Origin of the sequence: Streptomyces sp. NPDC021212 (assembly GCF_044332925.1) — a bacterium.
Lineage (GTDB): Bacteria > Actinomycetota > Actinomycetes > Streptomycetales > Streptomycetaceae > Streptomyces.
In genome coordinates this window covers 491,989-511,336 of record NZ_JBIRPZ010000002.1, presented here as the reverse complement: position 1 = coordinate 511,336, position 19,348 = coordinate 491,989, and the positions used below count along the sequence as shown (strand labels likewise).

The following is a 19,348-nucleotide window of genomic DNA, read 5'->3' as shown; positions in this document are numbered from 1 at the left end:
GGGGGACCGGCGATGACCGACGCGACCGCGGTGGGGGCCGTCAACGCACTGACCGGACGATGGGCGCGGGCCGCCGTGAGCGGCGAGGAGTCCACCGTCCTCACCGGCGCCGGGGCCTGGCCGCTGCTCGCCCTGCTCGCGGGCGCGGCCGGCGGCCCGGCCCGTGGCGAGCTGGAGGACGCGCTCGGCGTGGGCGCGGACGGTGCCACGGCGCTCGGCCGCGAGATCGTCGAGGCGCTGGACGCGATGGACGGCGTGGCGGCGGCCACCGGACTGTGGACCCGTCACGACCTGCCGGTGCGGCCCGCGTGGGAGGCGGAGCTTCCGCGGGGTGTGCGCGGGGTGCTGACCGGCGACACCGAGCGCGACGGCAAGGAGCTGGACGCGTGGGCCTCCCGGCGCACCGGCGGCGCGATCGCCGAGATGCCGGTGCCGCTGACGTCCGTCACCCGGCTGGTGCTGGCCGGGGCGCTCACGGTGAAGACGGCCTGGCAGCAGCCGTTCCGGCCGGGGTGGCTGCGGCCGCAAGGCGGCCCGTGGCGGGACCGGTCGCTGGCCGGTCTCACCCGGAGGACGGACGACCTGGACGGGGTGCTGCGGGTCGTCCCCGACACCCCGGCCGGGCCGCTCACCCTCTCGGGCGTCGCGGGTGACAACGGGCTGGACGTGCACCTGGTCCTCGGAGCCGAGGACGCCGTGGGCGGCGAGGTGCTGGAGGCGGGGATCGGCGCGGTGGCCGGGAAGTACGAGGGGCTGCCGGGGCCGGCGCTGCCGCTGGGCGAGGCCGGGCCCGGTGTCCGGGTCGGGGAGATCACGAGCTGGGACGCCACGTCCTCGGTCGTCCTCACCACCCCCCAGTTCACGGTGAACGCCCACCACGATCTGCTGCGGTACGCGGAACTGTTCGGGCTGCGCACCGCGCAGGACACCTCCCGCGGCCACTTCCCGGGGATCAGCCCGAGCCCGCTGGCGATCTCCTCCGGGCAGCAGTCCATGACCGCGTCGTTCAGCGCCGAGGGGTTCTGGGCCGCGGCCGTGACCGCGTTCTCCATGGACGCGGCCGGGGTGCCGCAGCAGAAGGCGAAGCTGATCAGCGTGATGTACGACCGCCCCTTCGGCTTCCTGGCCGTACACCGCGCCACCGGCCTGGTGCTCACGGCGGGCTGGGTCACCGAGCCCGAGCCCGGGGCCGACAGCCCGTGGGGGCCCGGCTCGGTCGGGCGGTGAGCCCCGTCAGCCGGTGAGCAGCCGGTCCCGCAGCCTCATCCGCTGCGGGGCGGCCAGCCCCAGGCCCTCGGTGAGATAGCGCTCGGTGCCGCCCCAGGTCTCCTCTATCGTCTCGAAGGCCGCCGCCAGATAGGCGGAGCGCGCGTCGAAGAGCGGGCTCAGCAGCTCCAGCACCTCCGGCGACATGGGGTCGGACCCGTCCGCGGGATTGCCCTTGCGCCAGATCTTGTAGCGGCGGTGGGCGGCGGCCGACTCCAGATAGTCGGCCTCGATGGCCTCCCGCTCGACCCCGAGCGCGAGCAGCGTCACCGCGATCGACAGACCGGCCCGGTCCTTGCCCGCGGAACAGTGCATCAGCACGGGCGAGCTGTCCTCCGCCATGGCGCCGAGCACCCGGCCGTGCTCGACGATGCGGCTGGTGATGATGGCCCGGTACGCGTTGATCATCCGCCGCTCGGCGCGCCCGTCGTCCAGCAGCTCGCGCAGGGTGTTGAGGTCGCCCTCGCGCACCATGGTCCAGAACCCGGCGCCGTCGGCCGGGTCGGACAGCGGGAGGTTCACGTTCCGCACGCCGGAGAGGGAGACGTCCGGGCCCTCCAGCTTGATGTCGGCCGCGTTGCGGAAGTCGAAGACGGTGTGGAGGCCGAGCGAGTCGAGGAACGCCGCGTCGCTGTCGGTGGCATGGGCGAGGTGGCCGCTGCGGAACAGCACGCCGGACCGTACGCGCCGGCCGTCGGTGGTCGGCAGACCGCCGACGTCGCGAAAGTTGCGTACCCCCACCAGCTGGGGTTCGGCCTGCGGGACCTGCGGCGACGGCTGCGTCACGGGCGCTCCTTCACGGTCGGCCGCCGCGCCGCTCGTCGACGAGGCGGGCTCTGCTGACCATACGACACTGGGTTCCTGCTGCAATCAGTTCTGCCGACCGTGAGCTGGGCCATTGCCGTGCGTGAGAACCTGCCCGATGATGTTGGGACCTGTGGGAAATTGGGGATGCGTGATGATTGAAATCGGCGGAAACGGTCGGCTCTGGCTGCTCTCGGGGCGGCGCAGCAGCTACGCCCTGCACCTCACCGACGAGGACGCCCTGCTCCACCTCCACTGGGGCCCGCGCCTCACGGTCCCGGACGCCGAGGCCCTCGCCGCCGAACCTCTGCCCGCTGAGCGGGGGTTCGAATCGCCGCTGGACGGGCGCGAGGAGTACCCGGTGGAGGGCGGCCCGCGCTTCGTACGCCCCGCCCTGTCGGTCCGTGCGGCGGGGGTGCGGGGCACCGAGTGGCGCTTCCAGGAAAGTGCCGTCAGCGGCGACGAGCTGCGGCTGCGCTTCCACGACCCGCTCCACCACCTCGACATCACCCTCCACTACCGGATGCGGGACGACGGCGATGTCATCGAGCGCTGGACCACCCTCACCCACACCGGCACCCCGGACGACGCCCCGCTGGAGCTGCTGCGCGCCGACTCCGCCGCCTGGTCGCTTCCGGCCGGCGAGCGCCACCGGCTGAGCCATCTGTACGGGCGCTGGGCCGCCGAGAGCCGGCTCGCCCGCACCGACCTCACCCCCGGCGAGAAGGTGATCGGCAGCCGCCGCGGCCACACCAGCCATCAGCATCTGCCGTGGATCGCGATCGACGACGGCACCGCCACCGAGGAGAGCGGCGAGGTGCACAGCTGCGCGCTCGCCTGGTCCGGGTCCTGGCGGATCGCCGTCCAGCGGCTCGCCGACGGCACCGTACAGACCGTCGGCGGCGCCGGTCACGATGAGGCGGGGCTGCTGCTCCTCGCCCCCGGCGAGTCCTTCACCACCCCCGTCTTCGCGGGCCTGTGGACTCAACGCGGCTTCGGGGCCGCCAGCCGCGGATGGCACGCCTGGCAGCTCGCCCACGTCATCCCCGGCGCCCACCAGGAGCGGCCCGTCCTCTACAACTCCTGGGAGGCGACCGAGTTCGAGGTGAGCGAGGAGCAGCAGCGCTCACTCGCCCGGCTCGCCGCCGGTCTCGGCGTCGAGCTGTTCGTCGTGGACGACGGCTGGTTCGGGTCCCGCACCAGCGACCGGGCCGGGCTCGGCGACTGGACCCCCAACCCGGACCGCTTCCCGCAGGGGCTGAAGCCGCTGGCCGACGAGGTGCACGGGCTGGGCATGCGGTTCGGGATCTGGGTCGAACCGGAGATGGTCAACGCCGACAGCGACCTCTACCGCGCCCACCCCGACTGGGTGCAGCACCACCCCGGCCGTACCCGCACCGAGTTCCGCAACCAGCTGGTCCTCAACCTCGCCCGGCCCGACGTCCGCGCGTATCTGTGGGAGCGGCTGGACACCCTGCTGAGCAGCGCCCCCATCGACTATGTGAAGTGGGACTTCAACCGCTCCTTCACCGACCCCGGCTGGCCCGGCGACCCGTATCCGCAGCGGCTGGGCATCGAGCACGTCCGCGGGCTGTACGACCTGCTGGGGCGGCTGCGCGCCGCCCACCCCGGTGTCGCCTTCGAGTCCTGCTCGGGCGGCGGCGGCCGGATCGACCTGGGCATCCTCGGCCTCACCGACCAGGTGTGGACCTCGGACAACACCGACCCGCTGGACCGCCTCGCCATCCAGCACGGTTTCAGCCAGCTGCACCCGGCCCGGGTGATGGCCGCCTGGGTCACCGACAGCCCCAACGTCATGGGCAACCAGCGCACGAGCGGGCTCGGCTTCCGCTTCGTCAGCGCGATGGCCGGGGTGCTGGGCATCGGCGGTGACCTGACGAAGTGGAGCGAGGCCGAACTCACCGAGGCCCGTGACTGGGTGGCGCTCTACAAGCGGATCCGGCCCGTCGTCCAGCACGGCGAGCAGTACCGGCTGCGGCCGCCGGGCGGCGGCGGGCTCAGCGCGGTGCAGTACGTGCGCGGCGAGGAGACCGTGGTGCTGGCGTGGCTGCACGCGCAAAGCTACGGCGAACCCCAGCCCCCGCTGCGGCTGCGCGGCCTGGACCCGGACTCGGCGTACGAGGACCTGGCCACCGGGACCGTCCACCGCGGCGCGGTGCTCAGCCATCACGGCCTGCGCACCGGGCTCCGCGGCGACCTGGACGCCGCCGTATTCCACCTACGCCGAACTGAACAGGTGGGATAACTCACCCCTGGTCAAGGGCTGGTTACGGTGGCGTAGGTCACGTGCCGGGGTGAATCATGTCCGGATGTGGCAGACGATTCGCAAAGACTCAAGCGCGCAGTGATCGGGTCGTACGCAGCCATCGGGGACAGCTTCACCGAAGGCGTCGGCGATCCCGGTCCGGACGGCGTCTTCATCGGGTGGGCCGATCGGCTCGCCGTCCTCCTCTCCGACCGGCGGCCCGAACACGAATTCCGCTACGCCAACCTCGCCGTGCGCGGCCGGCTCCTGGACCAGATCGTCGAGGAGCAGGTGGAGCGGGCGATCGACCTCGGTCCCGACCTGGTCACCTTCTGCGCGGGCGGCAACGACATCCTGCGGCCCGGAAGCGACCCCGACGACGTCGCCCGGCGCTACGAGGCCGCCGTCGCGGACCTCACCTCCCGGGTGCCCACCGTGCTGCTGTGCACGGGCTTCGACACCCGGGGGATCCCGGTGCTCCGTCATCTGCGGGGCAAGATCGCCACGTATACGGCCCATGTGCGGGCGATCGCCGATCGCTACGACTGCCCGGTGCTCGACCTGTGGTCGCTGCGCTCGGTGCAGGACCGGCGGGCCTGGGACGACGACCGGCTCCATCTGTCTGCCGACGGGCACACCCGGGTCGCGCTGCGGGCCGGTCAGGTCCTCGGGCTCGAGGTGCCCGCCGACCCCGACCAGCCGTGGCCGGACGACGGACAGCGCACCCCTGCCGAGGTGCGCCGGGACAATATTCACTGGGCGCGCGAGTATCTGGTGCCCTGGATCGGCAGACGGCTGCGCGGGGTGTCCTCGGGGGACCACGTGGAGCCCAAGCGCCCGGACTTGCTGCCGCTACGTCACTGAGCCGGCCCGTTCAGCCCTTTGAGACTTTCAGACCTTCAGCCCTTTCAGGCCAGGTAGGCCCATACGGCGCGGCCCGTGCCGCCCGTGTGGGGTCGTACGCCCCACGCCTGGGACAGGGCCTCCACCAGCATCAGCCCCCGTCCGCCCTCCTGGTCCACGCTCACCGACGACCGCGCCTGCGGCACCGTGCGCGCACAGCCCTTGTCGGCCACTTCGAGGCGCAGCCGGGTCCCCATGAGCTGCAGCGAGCAGCGCACCTCGTCGCTGGAGGTGTGCCGGACCGCGTTGGTGAACAGCTCGGATACCACCAATTCGGCGCTGTCGCGGGTGTCCTGGTCGACACCCCACGAGCGCAGCCGCAGGACGACATGCCTTCTCGCCTCCGCGACGGACGTGCTCAGCGCCGGGAGACGAAACGCGTCCTGAAGGCACGCAGCGACCGTCGAGTCGCTGTGCCCTAACCGGAGAGCCTCGTAGGAAGGAGCCACAGTCGTAACTATGCTCTGTCACGATCGCTTGTGACAAGGTTCAGTCTGTAAATTACAGAATCGGAAGGACAGACTGTTCCGAAAGCTGAGCCCGTGCCAGACTGCTGTGCTGTGACAGTAAGTGGAGGGGGACGATAGTGGCGGATGCGCGGTCGGGTGGTGCCCCGACCGTCCTGCGGGTCGTGCTCGGCAAGCGACTCCAGGACCTTCGCGAGAAGTCCGGGCTGTCCTTCGAACAGGCCGGGCGGGCCCTCGACGTCACCCATGCCACGATCCGGCGCATGGAGAAGGCCGAGGTCGGCCTGAAGCTCCCGTACGTCGAGAAGCTGCTGCGCACGTACGGCGTCACCGACCCCGAAGAGGTCGAGGCATTCCTCTCCCTCGCGAAGGAGGCCAACAAGAACGGCTGGTGGCACCGGTTCCGGGACGTTCTGCCCGACTGGTTCAACACGTTCGTGAGCCTCGAGGTGGAAGCCAACCTCATCCGCGCCTACGAGCCCCACTACATCCCCGGGCTGCTCCAGACCGAGGACTACGCCCGCGCGGTGCTCCGCGCGGGCATGGCGCACGCCCCCGAGTCCGAGATCGAGCGCAACGTCGCGCTGCGGATGGAGCGGCAGGCCCTGCTGCGCCGCCCCGATCCCCCGATGCTGTGGGTGGTGATGGACGAGACGGTGCTGCGCCGTCCCATCGGCGGGCCCGAGATCATGCGGGCCCAGATCGGCAAGCTGATCGAGGTCGCCGACTCACCCCAGATCAGACTGCAGGTCATGCCGTTCGACGCCGGCCCGCACCCGGCGATGTACGGCCCCTTCCATATCTTCCGGTTCCCGATCCCGGAGCTGCCCGATATCGCGTATACGGAGACGCTCGTGAGCGGCTCCTACTTCGACCAGCGCGATGACGTATCGGCGTTCCTGGAGGCCCTGGACCGGATGTGCGCGCAGGCCGCGCCTGCACAGACCACTCAGGCCATTCTGAGTGGCATTCGCAAGGAGATCTGAACAATGGATCGCATATGCGGGAGCCGCGTCTACAGCGGCATGCCGGCCAGGGACCTCGGTTCCGAGGGCTGGCACAAGCCGTGGAGCGGTGGCAATGGGGGAAGCTGCGTCGAGGCGATGAGGTTGAAGGACGGCCGGGTGGCGCTGCGCCAGTCGACCGACCCGGACGGACCGGCCCTGATCTACACCAGCCTGGAGATGAAGAGCTTCATCCAGGGGGCGAAGGCCGGCGAGGCCGATTTCCTGCTCCTGTGACGCCCGGGCGTCCAAGGGGGAACGAGGGGGACTGACAAGGGGACATGGAGTGACCGACCAGCGATTATCCGGCCGGCGATTATCCGCGTCGCGCATACCCGGCCCACGGGTGTCCGGCCAGGACATCGACACCAGCAGACCGCATCCGGCCCGGATGTACGACTACTACCTGGGGGGAAAGGACAACTACGAGATCGACCGCGAGGCCGCCGAGCGCATCATCGAGCAGTCACCCGACATCCTCGACAGCGCCCGCGCCAACCGCGAGTTCCTGCTGCGCGCCGTCCGTGCGGTGGTGGCCGGAGGCGTACGGCAGATCATCGACATCGGGACGGGCATACCGACCTCGCCCAACACCCATGAAGTGGCCCGGGAGATCGCCCCGGAGACCCGGGTGGTCTACATCGACAACGACCCGATCGTCGCCGCGCACGCGGACGCCAAGCTGACCAACACCCCCGGTACGCACTTCGCGTTGGCCGACGCGCGCAGAACCGCCGACATCCTGGCGCATCCGGCGGTGCGCGACGGCATCGACTTCTCCGAACCGGTGGCGCTGCTGCTGGTCGCGGTCCTCCACTTCGTCTCGGACGCGGAGGACCCGGCGGGCATCATCGCCACCCTGACCGAGCAGATGGTTCCCGGCAGCCATCTGGTGATCAGCCACGGCACGCTGGACTTCCACGGCCCCGACCAGGTGGCCGACGAGGTGTACCGGAAGTCCACCGCCGAGCTGAGCCTGCGCCGCCACGCCGAGATCGTCCCGTTCTTCGACGGGTTCACGATGCTCGATCCCGGGCTGGTCCGGGCGCCGTTGTGGCGCCCGGACGGACCGCCACCGGACGCGGGGGCGCTGGCGACCGTAGGTATCTACGGCGGGGTCGGCCGCAAGAGCTGAAGCGGTCCGGTACGCGCGGCGGGGATCCGCTCCAGAACCCCGCCCGCGAACACGTCGTAGAGCGGCAGCAACTCCAGATGGACGTAGCCGATGTGGCAGTCGCACGTCGAGAGCGGACAGGCCCGGGGCCGCAGCGCCGGGCGGTACGAACCGTCGTACAGATTGCCCAGCTCCTCGGCGACGAAGTGACAGCGGCGCACCGTGCCGTCACCGTCCACCGAGATCACCGAGGCGCCGGTCCGGCACGGCAGACCGGCGCTTCGGTGCGGGTGGCGGCTGTGGCCGAAGAGCGGATCGAGCGCCGTCCAGTCGGCGGCCTCGGCGTCCGTATAGGCGTGGCCCTCCGCCGCGTTCACCCACAGATAGACCCGCTCGGGCAGCTCGGCGCGCAGCCTGCGGGCCTGGTCCAGGTGGTCGGGAAGACCGACGATCCCCACGCTGTGGCGCACCCCGCGCGCGGTCAGCTCCCGGGATTTGGCCAGGAACCGGTCGTACGGCGTCTGGCCCGGGTGGTACGTGCATCACAGCGCGAGCGTGTCGCGGTCGGCCTCGGCCGTCCAGTCGGTGCGGCAGCTCAGATTGGTCTGGATCGCCACCCGCTCGATGTGCGGAAGACGGCTCAGCTCGATGAGCGCACGCCGGTACCAGGAGCGCGTCAGCCCCTCGCCCCACGGCGTGAACAGCACCGACAGCCGGTCGCCCGACTGCTCGCCGGCCCATGCCGTGAAGCGCTCCAGCGCGGCCCGGTCGGCGCGCAGCGCCTCCCGGCTGTCGCGCCGCTTGGCGAACGGGCAGTACGGACAGTCGTAGTCGCAGGAGGCCAGCGGGCCCCGGTACAGGATCGTCAGGTCCACGGCGCCGCCCACCCGCTCACTTCGCCTCGTACGCGGCCATCGCGGCGCGCACGGCGGGCGAGAACAGCTCGGGGCCGAGCGCGTCGGAGTGCGCCAGGCCCTCCGCCGACAGCCGCAGCCGGCCGGGCTCCGCGGCCGCTGGCCTACGAGGAGGCCGGGCTGGAGCCGCCGGAGCGGATCGTGTGGACCGGCTCCCCGCTGGCGGGCACGGCGGCCGCGCTGCTGCTCACCGGGCAGGCGGAGGGGTTGCCGGGCGAGGTCGCCGAGCGGGCCGCCGACACGCTGGCGGACGCCGGGATCGAGCCGGTGGCGGGTGCCGCGGGCGCCTCGGTACGGGAGGCGGTGCGCACCCGCCCCTGGGCGCGCGCCCGGCAGCGGGCGCACACCGCGCTGGGCCCGGCCGGGTGGGCCGAGCGCTGGGCGCTGGCGGGGGCGCCGCTGTGGGACATCACCCGGGCGCTGACCGAGCGCGTCCGCACCGGTGTCATCGAGTCCCTGACGGAAGGGACGGGCGCGGAGCGGGCGGATCGGGAGACGGCCGTCCGGCTCGCCCTGCTGGACGCGGTGCTGGGCCAGCATGACGCGCCCTGGCCGGCCTCCGTCACCGACGTTCCCGACGGTCCCGACGACGGGCTCGCCGGACCGGCCGCGGTCGCCCGCGCCGCCGGGTGGTGGTGGCCGTACGAGAAGGCCGTGGTGATCGCGGAGCGCCCGGTCGAGCTGTACCGCGACGAAGCGGGCCGTCTCGACCGCGGCGACGGCCCCGCGCTGGCCTTCCCGGACGGCTTCGCGCTGTACGCCTGGCGCGGTATGCCGGTGCCCGCGGACTTCCTCGGCCAACTGGGCGGGCTGACCCCGGACCGGATCCGCGCGGAGGAGAACGCGGAGCCGCGCCGGGTGATGCTGGAGCACTACGGCTACGACCGCTATCTCGACGAGTCCGGGGCGCAGCCCGTGCACCGGGACGAGACGGGTGTGCTGTGGCGCATCGACCTGGCCGCCGACGAGCCGGTGGTGATGGTCGAGGTGGTCAACTCCACGCCGGAGCCGGACGGTACGCACCGCACGTATTGGCTGCGCGTACCGCCCCGCACCCGGACCGCCCGCGAGGGCGTGGCCTGGACGTTCGGTCTGGACGCCGAGACCTATGTGCCGGAGCGCGAGACCTGAGACGGATGGTCACACCCCACATCGGCTTGGTCTGAACCTTGACTGGTATAGACCAAGCCGATTGAGTGTCCTCCGACAACACGAGGATTGGGGTGGTCTCATGTGGAGAAGACGCGCCACGGCATGGTTCGCCGCACTGGCGGCGGCGTGCGCCTTACTGTTTGGCATGCCCATGGCCTCCGCATCGGCGGATGCGGCGGGCACCGCGGACTCGCGCGCGGCCTGTAGCTACCCGAACTGGGTGGCGGGCAAGTGGTACGTGACCGGTGACATCGTCCGGTACACCGACGGCCGGTACTACCGGGCCGAGCACGACAACCCGGGCTACGACCCGGTGATCAGCACCTGGTACTGGGAGCCGTACGACTGCGGCGGGGGCGGGAACTCCGGCTTCGTCGTGAGCGAGGCCCAGTTCAACCAGATGTTCCCGAACCGGAACGGCTTCTACAGCTACCAGGGCCTGACCGCCGCCCTCGGCGCCTACCCCGGCTTCGCGAACACCGGCAGCGACACCGTGAAGCGGCAGGAGGCCGCCGCCTTCCTCGCCAACGTCAGCCATGAGACCGGCGGTCTCGTCTACATCGTCGAGCAGAACCAGGCGAACTACCCGCACTACTGCGACTGGAACCGGCCCTACGGCTGCCCCGCGGGCCAGTCGGCGTACTACGGTCGCGGCCCGATCCAGCTCAGCTGGAACTTCAACTACAAGGCCGCGGGTGACGCCCTCGGCATCGACCTGCTCAACAACCCCTGGCTGGTGCAGAACGACTCCGCGGTGTCCTGGAAGACCGCCCTCTGGTACTGGAACACCCAGACCGGCCCGGGCACCATGACCCCGCACAACGCCATGGTCAACCAGCGCGGCTTCGGCGAGACCATCCGCAGCATCAACGGCAGCCTGGAGTGCAACGGGGCCAACCCCGGCCAGGTGCAGAGCCGGATCGACGCGTACCAGAGGTTCGTCCAGATACTCGGCACCACCCCGGGCTCGAACCTGAGCTGCTGAGGCTCCAGGGGATGGTACGACCGCGATGAGTCCGGGCCGCGGAGGGCGCGTTCCCGCGCGCCCGCCCGGCGACGGACCGTCAGAAGGCCGTGTCGTCCCACTGCTCCAGCAGGTCCTCGCCCGTGGCGCCGCTGGGTTCCGCCGTGCTGTGGGACAGGGACTGCTCGGTCCAGATGACCTTGCCGCGGGCGGTGTACCGGGTGCCCCAGCGCTGGGCGAACTGGGCGACGAGGAACAGCCCGCGCCCGCCCTCGTCGGTGGTGGCCGCGCGTCGCAGATGAGGAGATGTGTTGCTGCTGTCGGAGACCTCGCAGATCAGGCTGCGGCCCTCGTGCAGCAGACGGAGCCGGATGGGCGCGGCGCCGTAGCGGATGGCGTTGGTGACCAGTTCGCTGACGATCAGCTCGGTGGTGAAGGCAAGGTGCTCCAGGCCCCAGCTCGCCATTCTGCCGGCACAGGCGGCGCGGACGGGGGCGACCGCGGTGGGGTCCTCCGGCACGTCCCATTCGGCGACCTGGCCGGGGTCGAGCCTTCGGGTGCGGGCCACCAGCAGAGCGACATCGTCGCCGGGGCGGGCGGGCAGCAGCGCGTCGATCACCGCCTGACAGGTCCGCTCCGGGCTCCGGCCGGAGCGGGCCAGGGCCTCTCGCAGCAGCTCCAGGCCGGTGTCGAGGTCCCGGTCGCGGCTCTCGACGAGTCCGTCGGTGTAGAGGGCCAGCCGGCTGTCCGCGGGCAGGCGCAGCTCGGCGGTCTCGAAGGGCAGGCCGGCGCTGAGGCCGAGCGGCGGGGAGACGGGGACGTCGGGGAAGGTGACGACGCCGTCGGGGTCGATGAGGGCGGGGCCGAGGTGACCGGCCCGGGCGATGGTGGCCTGCCCTGAGATCGGGTCGTAGATCGCGTACAGGCAGGTGGCTCCGGTGATCGGCGTGCCGTCGCCCTCGGCGTCGTGCTCCTGGTCGATGCGGGCGACGAGTTCGTCGAGGTGTCCGAGGAGCTCGTCGGGCGACAGGTCGAGGGCGGAGAAGTTGTGGACGGCGGTGCGCAGTCGGCCCATGGTGGCGGCGGCGTGCAGGCCGTGGCCCACCACGTCACCGACCACCAGGGCCACCCGGGCGCCGGGCAGCGGGATGACGTCGAACCAGTCCCCGCCCACTCCGGCCTGCGCGGGCAGGTAGCGGAAGGCCGCCTCGACGGCGGACTGCTCTGGCAGTTCGCTGGGCAACAGGCTGCGTTGCAGGGTGACCGCCATCGCGTGCTCCCGGGTGAAACGCCGGGCGTTGTCTATGCACACCGCCGCCCGCGCGGCCAACTCCTCGGCGAAGGAGAGGTGTTCCGCCTCGAAGGGCTCGTTCTCCGAACGCCAGAAGTTGGCCATCCCGAGCACGATGCCACGCGCCTGCAGCGGCACCGAGACCAGCGAATGGATTCCGTAGTCCAGGACGCTCCGGGCGCGTTCCGGACTCTGCTCGCGCCAGCCGTGGGAAGTGGTCAGATCCGGCTCGAGTACGGCGCGGCCGGTGGCCACCCCGGCGGACACGGGGCTGGCGGGGACGAAACGGATCAGCTCGCCCACCGGGAGGAGGGGCTGGTCGTCGCGGATGCCGTGGACGGCGGTGCGACGCATTTCGGTGCTCGCCCCGTCCGGCTCCTCGCCGCGCAGGACCGGGTCCAGCAGCTCGACGGTGACGAAGTCGGCGAATCGCGGCACCGCGACCTCCGTCAGCTCCTCGGCCGTGCGCACCACGTCCAAGGTGGTGCCGATGCGCACCCCGGCGTCGTACAGCAGCCGCAGGCGCTCCCGTGCCACTGCCGCCCGGCCCGCCAGATCGCGCAGTTCGGTGGTGTCGCGCAGGGTGGCCACGCTGCCCGCCGTACCCCCGTCCTCGACGGACCGCAGGTTGACGGCCAGCAGCCGGTCCCCGGCCAGAAGCACCTCGTCGGTGACGGTGCGGCCGGAGGCCAGCAGCTCGGCGGTGGCCTCCGCCAGGCCGAGCTCCGTGACGTGGCGCTGTTCCGCGCCCGCGGGCAGGTCCAGCAGCCGCCGTGCCTCGTCATTGGCCAGCAGCAGCCGCCCGTCACCCCCGACGATCAGCACTCCTTCCCGGACCGCGTGCAGCACCGCGTCATGGTGCTCGTACATGCGCGTCATCTCGACCGGGCCGAGCCCGCGGGTCTGGCGCCGCAGCCGCCCGCTCACCAGCGCCGACCCGCCCGCGGCCAGAACGAGCGCGCCACTGGCGGCGCCGAAGAGCACCGGGAGTTGCCGCCCCGCCTCTTCGTTCACGTTGTTGACCGTGATCTCGGGGCTCACGATTCCGGCGACCGAGCCGTCGGGCCGGAACACCGGGACGGCCGCGTACACGGACAGGCCCAGGGGGTCCCTGACGATGTGCGTGAAGGCCTTGCCGTGGACCGCCTTCTTGTACGGACCGACGTAGTGCTTCCCGATCAGGCTCGGGTCACGGTGGGTGTACCGGATCCCGTGCGTCGTCGCCACCACGATGTTGTCGAGGCCGGACTGCTTCCGGGCCGCCTCGGTGTACGGCTGTAGTGCCGCGGTCGGGTCGGAGCTGTCCAGGGCCTTCACGACGCCCGGAGAGTGCGCGAACACCTCGCCGGTGGCCAGGACCTCGTTACGGGCTGCCTGCGTGCCCTCGCGCCGTGCCTGGAGCACCAGAGCCGCCACCGTCGCGGCCACGAGGACGATGATGACCACCAGCTGGAGGAGAAACACCTGACCGGCGACGCTTCGCACGCTCAGCAGGGAGCGCAGGCGCCGCTCCTGCGACCGTGTGTGGCCTCCCGGCCGGTCGCGGGCCGCATCTCCCCCACGCGGCCCCGCACGCCGACCCGGTGTCCGCCATGTACAGAAAGAATCTCGTATCCGCATGTTTTTAGTATTATCCCCACTTCGCCGCGCCCTCCCCGGCGATAAATGAGGTGCGCCGGGCGGGCCGGGCGCGCCAGCCTGGAGCGCATGGCGTGGACGACGACGTACGACCTCGATGCGTTCCAGGCCGTCGCGGGAGCGTACCTGCGCGCCCGCCCGGTCCGGAACACCCTGCTGCTCAGCGTCGTCTCCTCGCTGGAAGCGGCGGGTAGCGGCCGTTACGGCGACCAGCCGCCGGTCTTCGGCTGGTGGCGGGCGCCCTCGGGCGCCGTCGACGGTGGTTTCGTGTGCACCCCGCCCCGTCCGCCGCTGCTCTCCGCCATGCCCGCGGAGGCGGCGGACGCGCTGGCCCGCACCCTCGCCGGGGCGGACCGGCCGCGGATCGGCGGGGTGAACGGCGCGCGCCCGGTCGCCGAGGCGTTCGCGGACGCCTGGGAGCGGCACACCGGGGAGACCCGCGGGGCCGGCGACGTCCAGCGGCTGTACCGGCTGGACACCCTGACCCCGTCCGGGCCCGCACGGGGGCGGGCCCGGACGGCCACCACCGCCGACCGCGACCTGCTGCTGAGCTGGTACGGAGCGTTCGGCCGCGACACCGGGGCGCTGCCCGAGGCCGAGGTCGCACGCACGGTGGACGACCGGCTCAGCCACCACGGCGCCACGCTGTGGGAGGTGGACGGCAAGCCGGTGGCCACCGCCGCGGTGAGCCGCGCGGTCGCGGCCACCGTCCGCGTCTCGCTCGTCTACACCCCGCCCGAGCTGCGGGGACGCGGTTACGCGGGCGCGGTCACTGCCGCCGTGAGCCGGGCGGCGCGTACCGCGGGAGCCGAGCGGGTGCTGCTCTTCGCCGACCTCGCCAACCCCACCAGCAACGCCCTCTACCAGCGGATCGGCTACCGCCCGGTCGAGGATCACCTGAAGCTGACGTTCACCCCCTGAGCCCCTGACCCTGAGCCCCCTTGAGTCCCTGGAGAACGGCCTGAGCAGATCCGGAACCCTCTTCCGGAACAAGCTCACCGGTCGCGAGAGTTGTGACAGTGCAGCAGCACAACTGCACAGGCCACGGGGTGCCCCGTAGCTCCCCTTCACCCAGGAGGTGCCGTGTCCGGTTCCAGCCCCCAGCGTGCCCGGCTCGCCACAGCTCTGCGTCCCGCCGCCTTCGGGGCGGATCCGGCCGGGGAGCGGATGGAGCGCATCCGGCGGTCCCCGAACTTCGCGAACGGTGTGTTCACCAACCCCGGGGGCGGCGGCGCCGCCCCCTCCGGCTCGATGCTGAAGTTCCTGCCCACGTACTTCCGCAAGGAGAACCGGATACGCCGGGCCCCGGCCGGGACCGTGCCGGTGCACCCCACCACCCTCGCCGAGCTGGCCACGCCACCCGCCTCCGGGCTGCGGCTGACCTGGATGGGCCACTCCAGCGTGCTCGCCGAGATCGACGGGCGGCGGGTGCTGTTCGACCCGGTGTGGGGGCAGCGCTGTTCGCCCTTCGCGTCCCTCGGGCCCAAGCGGCTGCACCCCGTCCCGGTGCCGCTCCGGGAGCTGGGTCCGGTGGACGCGGTGGTCATCTCCCATGACCACTACGACCACCTGGACATGCCCACGATCCGCGCGCTGGTGCGCACCGGCACCACGTTCGTCGTGCCGCTCGGGGTCGGCGCGCACCTGGAGCACTGGGGCGTACCGGCGGACCGGATGACGGAGCTGGACTGGCACGAGTCCACCGAGGTGGCCGGGCTGTTGCTCACCGCCACCCCCGCCCGCCACTTCTGCGGCCGCGCGCTGCGCAACACCCAGCACACCCTGTGGGCCTCCTGGGTGGTGGCCGGGCCCGAGCACCGGATCTACCACAGCGGGGACACCGGGTACTTCTCCGGTTTCGCGGAGATCGGGAAGTCGTACGGGCCGTTCGACGCGACCATGATCCAGATCGGCGCGTACAGCGAGTTCTGGAGGGACATCCACATGACCCCCGAGGAGGGCATGCGCGCCCACCTCGACCTCCAGGGCGGCGAGCCCACCCAGGGGATCATGCTGCCGATCCACTGGGGCACCTTCAATCTGGCCCCGCACCCGTGGGAGGAGCCCGCCGAGGGCACCGTCGCCGCGGCCCGCGCCGCGGGGGCGAGCGTGGCCATGCCGCGCCCCGGGCAGCCCTTCGAGCCGGGCCGCGGACTGCCGCTGGAGACGTGGTGGCGGGCGGTGGCGGTGCCGTCGGCGACGGCCTACCCGGATGTCGCCTCGGTCGCGGCCCGGGACGTTCCCCAGCCCGCGGGCCCGGCCGGTACGGCCGACGGCACCGATCCGGCGGTGCCCATTCCGCAGGCGTAGTGCGCGAGTTGAGCCGAAGGCCTTGTGGGCGGTGTGGCGCGCTCGCTTGAATGGTTAGGAAAGCTTCCTAACGGATGGCTCAAGCGAACGGAGTCCCCCATGTCCAGAAGGATCGGCCGCACGGCGGCGGCCGTGGCGTTACCCGCCGCGCTCGTGTTCACCGGCGTCGGAGTCGGGGTGGGCCAGGCCGCCGCCCACCCGGCCGCCACCTCCGTCCAGTCCCCGTCCCCGGCTCACCAGTCCGGCGCGGCGGCCAACCTGGACGATCCGGCCAAGAAGGAGATCGCCATGAAGCTGGTCTCCAGCGCCGAGAACTCCTCGCTGGACTGGCGCGGCCAGTTCAAGTACATCGAGGACATCGGCGACGGCCGCGGCTACACCGCCGGCATCATCGGCTTCTGCTCCGGCACCGGCGACATGCTGGAGCTGGTCGAGTACTACACCGAGCAGAAGCCGGACAATGTCCTCGCCAAGTACCTCCCAGCCCTGCGCAGGGTCAACGGCAGCGACTCCCACAGCGGCCTCGACCCCAACTTCACCAAGGACTGGAAGAAGGCCGCCGCGGACAAGGCGTTCCAGGACGCCCAGGAGCACGAGCGCGACCGCGTCTACTTCAACCCGTCGGTCAAGCAGGGCAAGGACGACGGCCTCGGCGCGCTCGGCCAGTTCATCTACTACGACGCGATCGTCATGCACGGCCCCGGCGACAGCAAGTACAGCTTCGGCGGCATCCGCAAGACGGCCATGTCCAAGGCCAAGACCCCGGCGCAGGGCGGCAACCAGACCACGTACCTCAACGCCTTCCTCGACGCCCGCAAGAAGGCCATGCAGAGCGAGGAGGCGCACAGCGACACCAGCCGGGTCGACACGGCGCAGCGCGTCTTCCTCAACGCGAAGAACTTCGACCTGAACCCGCCGCTGAAGTGGAAGGTGTACGGCGAGTCCTTCGAAATCAACAGCTGACCGCCGGTGTCGGTGCCCCCTAGTAGAGTTTTGTCTCGCGTGATTACGAGGGGGGGCTCAGCACCATGGTGGAACTGTCCGAGATGATCCGCGAGTTGCGGGCGCAGCTCACGGCCGCGGCGGGCGAGGGCGCGGGGGAGGCGCTCCAGTTCGACGTCGGCCCGATCGAGATCGAGGCCACGGTCGCGGTCACCAAGGAGGCGGGCGGTAGTGGAAAGGTCCGCTTCTGGGTGGTCGAGGCCGGTGGTGACGGGAAGTACACCTCGTCCGAGACCCAGCGCATCACCCTCACCCTCCAGCCCACCACCCCGCGCCCCGACGGCACCCGTGGGACGGCCAGGATCTCCGGGGCCGAGGTGGCCGGGGAGCGCTGAGGCCGAGCGGTGGCGGGGCTGACGGCCGAGCGGGTGGCCGAGATCATCGTCGAGGCGGCGTCGGGTGACCGCCGCCGCGGCTCGGGCTATCTCGTCGCGCCCGGCAGGGTGCTGACGGCGGCCCATGTGGTGGCGTCGGCGGTGTCGGTGCGGGTGCGGTTCGAGGCGGACCGGCCGGGGGAGCGGGTGCTCGAAGCGGAGGTGAGCTTCGAGCACCGGCCCACTGATGTCGCCGTCCTGGCCGTTCCCTCCGCACCGGAGGAGGTCCCGGCCGCCCGCTTCGGCCGGGTCGGTGAGCAGGACGCGGTGCTGCGGTGCAGCGCCGTGGGCTTCCCGGCCTTCAAGATGCGGGAGGGCGAGGACGGGCGCCCGTACCGCGACGCGGAGCATGTGCACGGCACGTGTGCGGTCCTGTCCAACCGCCGCGAGGGCACCCTCGACTTGAGCGTGCCGCCGCCGGGCGGCAGTTGGGACGGCATGTCGGGCGCGGCGGTCTTCAGCGGCGGCCGGATCGTGGGGGTGGTGGCCGCCCATCACCACGCCGACGGCGCGGGCCGGCTGGCGGTGAGCCGGGCGGACCGGTGGGCGGAGCGGCTGCCGGACGGTGAACTGTCCGCCCTCGAAAGGGAGCTGAGCACCGCCCTCGCCCACCTCCCGGACGTCCTCCCGCCGTCGCGGCTCGGCCAGATCGAGGCGGGGTATCAGGCCCTGCTGCGGGACATCGCCCCGCCCGAGCTGCTGGGGCGGGCCGAGGAACTACGCGAGCTGGTCGACTTCTGCGCGGGTCCCGAGACGTACCGCTGGATCCAGGGCCGCCCATGGACGGGCAAGACGGCGCTGGTGTCATGGTTCGCGCTGCACCCGCCGCGCGGGGTGGTCCCGGTGTCGTTCTTCATCACCTCCCGGATGGCGGGCCAGGCCGACAGCGCGGCCTACACCGAGGCGGTGGTCCACCAACTGGCCACGATCGTCGGCCGCGAGCCGTCCCCGCACGCCTCGCCCGGCGTCCGCGAGGCCGAGCGCCGCGCGCTGCTGACCGAAGCCGCCGAGCGGGTGGCGGAGGATGGCGCCACGCTGCTGCTCGTCGTGGACGGCCTGGACGAGGACCAGTCCGCGCGCGACGGGGCCACCGGCCCCAGCATCGCCTCCCTCCTCCCCGAACGCCCGCCGCCCAATCTCCGAGTCCTCGTCACCAGCCGCCCCAGCCCCGACCTTCCGCTGGACGTCGCGTCCGGCCATCCGTTGCGGGGGGCCGTGGTGCTGTGGCTGCGCAGGACCGACCACGCGATGAACTTGGAGCACGCGGCGCGGTTCGAACTGTCGCGGGCGCTCGCCGGGGACGATGTGGAGAAGGACATCATCGGCCTGTTGGCGGCGGCGCGAGGCAGCCTGCGGGCGGACGATCTGCGCGAGCTGACGGGCGAGCGGCGGTATACGGTGCTGCACCGGGTGGGCGGGGTGTTCGGGCGGATTCTGCGTATGCGTGGTGATCCGCATGGCCACCCTGGCGAGCGGGGGTATCTGTTCGCGCACGAGACGCTGTTCGCGGCGGCGGTGGAGATGCTGGGCCCGGACGTGGAGCCGTATCGGGAGCGTCTTCACGCCTGGGCGTCCGGATACCGTGACCGGGGCTGGCCGGAGAGCACGCCGCCGTATTTGCTCCAGCCGTACGGACGCATGGTGGCCGCGCTCGGCGACCTCGGGCGGGCGACCAGCCTGGCGGCCGACCCCCGCCGCCAGGACCGGATCCGCGAGGAGACCGGCAGCGACAGCGCCGCGCCGGTGGAGATCGACACCGTGGCCACGGCGGTCGAGCGTGCCCCGCCCGACGGGCCGTAACGCAGTAGCACCGGCCGCACCGAGTGGTCGGGCCCGCGTGCCTTGGTCCACGCGGTGCGTGGCGAGTCCTGGCGGGCCG

Annotated in this window: 16 protein-coding genes and 1 pseudogene; 13 read left to right on the top strand and 4 right to left on the bottom strand. The window is 72.0% G+C overall.

Going from position 1 to position 19,348, the window contains the following annotated elements; all coding sequences use genetic code 11:
* Positions 1–12: 12 nt before the first annotated feature.
* On the top strand, positions 13–1,227 hold the full coding sequence (locus ACH4SI_RS06575; protein WP_398293276.1) for a serpin family protein: 1,215 nt from the start codon (positions 13–15) through the stop codon (positions 1,225–1,227).
* A gap of 6 nt (positions 1,228–1,233) precedes the next feature.
* Here the strand turns inward: ACH4SI_RS06575 and ACH4SI_RS06570 are convergent, their stop codons facing one another.
* On the bottom strand, positions 1,234–2,052 hold the full coding sequence (locus ACH4SI_RS06570) for a tyrosine-protein phosphatase (RefSeq protein ID WP_398293274.1): 819 nt from the start codon (positions 2,050–2,052) through the stop codon (positions 1,234–1,236).
* A gap of 172 nt (positions 2,053–2,224) precedes the next feature.
* Here ACH4SI_RS06570 and ACH4SI_RS06565 point away from each other — a divergent pair, with 172 nt between their 5' ends.
* Positions 2,225–4,336 carry an alpha-galactosidase gene (locus ACH4SI_RS06565; protein ID WP_398293272.1) on the top strand — a complete coding sequence of 704 codons (2,112 nt, stop codon included), beginning with the start codon at positions 2,225–2,227 and terminating at the stop codon, positions 4,334–4,336.
* A gap of 66 nt (positions 4,337–4,402) precedes the next feature.
* Positions 4,403–5,200 carry an SGNH/GDSL hydrolase family protein gene (locus ACH4SI_RS06560; protein ID WP_398293270.1) on the top strand — a complete coding sequence of 266 codons (798 nt, stop codon included), beginning with the start codon at positions 4,403–4,405 and terminating at the stop codon, positions 5,198–5,200.
* Positions 5,201–5,244: 44 nt separating this feature from the next.
* Here the strand turns inward: ACH4SI_RS06560 and ACH4SI_RS06555 are convergent, their stop codons facing one another.
* Positions 5,245–5,688 (bottom strand): ATP-binding protein, encoded by a 444-nt coding sequence (locus tag ACH4SI_RS06555; protein ID WP_398293268.1) that lies wholly within the window; start codon positions 5,686–5,688, stop codon positions 5,245–5,247.
* Positions 5,689–5,825: 137 nt separating this feature from the next.
* Here ACH4SI_RS06555 and ACH4SI_RS06550 point away from each other — a divergent pair, with 137 nt between their 5' ends.
* The 3 genes from ACH4SI_RS06550 (at position 5,826) to ACH4SI_RS06540 (ending at position 7,845) form a co-directional block, all read left to right on the top strand.
* Positions 5,826–6,692, top strand: a complete 867-nt coding sequence (locus ACH4SI_RS06550) for a helix-turn-helix domain-containing protein (protein WP_398293266.1) — start codon at positions 5,826–5,828, stop codon at positions 6,690–6,692.
* Between the two features lie 3 nt (positions 6,693–6,695).
* The gene (locus ACH4SI_RS06545; RefSeq protein ID WP_398293264.1) at positions 6,696–6,947 is read left to right on the top strand and encodes a DUF397 domain-containing protein; all 252 of its coding nucleotides are present in this window, start codon (positions 6,696–6,698) and stop codon (positions 6,945–6,947) included.
* A gap of 154 nt (positions 6,948–7,101) precedes the next feature.
* On the top strand, positions 7,102–7,845 hold the full coding sequence (locus tag ACH4SI_RS06540) for an SAM-dependent methyltransferase (protein ID WP_398293931.1): 744 nt from the start codon (positions 7,102–7,104) through the stop codon (positions 7,843–7,845).
* Here ACH4SI_RS06540 and ACH4SI_RS06535 read toward each other — a convergent pair.
* Positions 7,818–8,699, bottom strand: a pseudogene (locus tag ACH4SI_RS06535) (STM4011 family radical SAM protein). The gene ACH4SI_RS06540 and the pseudogene ACH4SI_RS06535 overlap by 28 nt on opposite strands.
* Positions 8,700–8,837: 138 nt before the next feature.
* On the opposite strand from ACH4SI_RS06535, the gene ACH4SI_RS06530 reads away from it, so the two are divergent.
* Positions 8,838–9,869 (top strand): DUF6745 domain-containing protein, encoded by a 1,032-nt coding sequence (locus ACH4SI_RS06530; protein ID WP_398293929.1) that lies wholly within the window; start codon positions 8,838–8,840, stop codon positions 9,867–9,869.
* A gap of 100 nt (positions 9,870–9,969) precedes the next feature.
* Positions 9,970–10,875, top strand: a complete 906-nt coding sequence (locus ACH4SI_RS06525) for a glycoside hydrolase family 19 protein (RefSeq protein WP_398293261.1) — start codon at positions 9,970–9,972, stop codon at positions 10,873–10,875.
* Between the two features lie 79 nt (positions 10,876–10,954).
* Here the strand turns inward: ACH4SI_RS06525 and ACH4SI_RS06520 are convergent, their stop codons facing one another.
* Positions 10,955–13,765: a SpoIIE family protein phosphatase gene (locus tag ACH4SI_RS06520; RefSeq protein ID WP_398293259.1), complete on the bottom strand. Its 2,811-nt coding sequence runs from the start codon at positions 13,763–13,765 to the stop codon at positions 10,955–10,957.
* Positions 13,766–13,852: 87 nt separating this feature from the next.
* Here ACH4SI_RS06520 and ACH4SI_RS06515 point away from each other — a divergent pair, with 87 nt between their 5' ends.
* From ACH4SI_RS06515 to ACH4SI_RS06495, 5 genes are all read left to right on the top strand, one after another.
* Positions 13,853–14,704: a GNAT family N-acetyltransferase gene (locus tag ACH4SI_RS06515; RefSeq protein WP_398293257.1), complete on the top strand. Its 852-nt coding sequence runs from the start codon at positions 13,853–13,855 to the stop codon at positions 14,702–14,704.
* Positions 14,705–14,866: 162 nt separating this feature from the next.
* The gene (locus tag ACH4SI_RS06510; RefSeq protein WP_398293255.1) at positions 14,867–16,093 is read left to right on the top strand and encodes an MBL fold metallo-hydrolase; all 1,227 of its coding nucleotides are present in this window, start codon (positions 14,867–14,869) and stop codon (positions 16,091–16,093) included.
* Between the two features lie 99 nt (positions 16,094–16,192).
* Positions 16,193–17,056 carry a chitosanase gene (locus ACH4SI_RS06505; RefSeq protein WP_398293253.1) on the top strand — a complete coding sequence of 288 codons (864 nt, stop codon included), beginning with the start codon at positions 16,193–16,195 and terminating at the stop codon, positions 17,054–17,056.
* Between the two features lie 65 nt (positions 17,057–17,121).
* Positions 17,122–17,430, top strand: coding sequence for a trypco2 family protein (locus ACH4SI_RS06500; protein ID WP_398293251.1), 309 nt, complete (start codon positions 17,122–17,124; stop codon positions 17,428–17,430).
* A 9-nt stretch (positions 17,431–17,439) separates the two neighbouring features.
* A complete protein-coding gene (locus tag ACH4SI_RS06495; protein ID WP_398293249.1) occupies positions 17,440–19,269 on the top strand; it encodes a trypsin-like peptidase domain-containing protein in 1,830 nt (609 codons plus the stop codon).
* The last annotated feature ends 79 nt before the right edge of the window (positions 19,270–19,348 follow it).

Coding starts and splice junctions, on each gene's coding strand:
- ACH4SI_RS06575 (WP_398293276.1), top strand. CDS start 13: ATGACCGACGCGACCGCGGTGGGGGCCGTCAACGCACTGACCGGACGA.
- ACH4SI_RS06565 (WP_398293272.1), top strand. CDS start 2,225: ATGATTGAAATCGGCGGAAACGGTCGGCTCTGGCTGCTCTCGGGGCGG.
- ACH4SI_RS06545 (WP_398293264.1), top strand. CDS start 6,696: ATGGATCGCATATGCGGGAGCCGCGTCTACAGCGGCATGCCGGCCAGG.
- ACH4SI_RS06540 (WP_398293931.1), top strand. CDS start 7,102: ATGTACGACTACTACCTGGGGGGAAAGGACAACTACGAGATCGACCGC.
- ACH4SI_RS06525 (WP_398293261.1), top strand. CDS start 9,970: ATGTGGAGAAGACGCGCCACGGCATGGTTCGCCGCACTGGCGGCGGCG.
- ACH4SI_RS06520 (WP_398293259.1), bottom strand. CDS start 13,765: ATGCGGATACGAGATTCTTTCTGTACATGGCGGACACCGGGTCGGCGT.
- ACH4SI_RS06515 (WP_398293257.1), top strand. CDS start 13,853: ATGGCGTGGACGACGACGTACGACCTCGATGCGTTCCAGGCCGTCGCG.
- ACH4SI_RS06505 (WP_398293253.1), top strand. CDS start 16,193: ATGTCCAGAAGGATCGGCCGCACGGCGGCGGCCGTGGCGTTACCCGCC.
- ACH4SI_RS06500 (WP_398293251.1), top strand. CDS start 17,122: ATGGTGGAACTGTCCGAGATGATCCGCGAGTTGCGGGCGCAGCTCACG.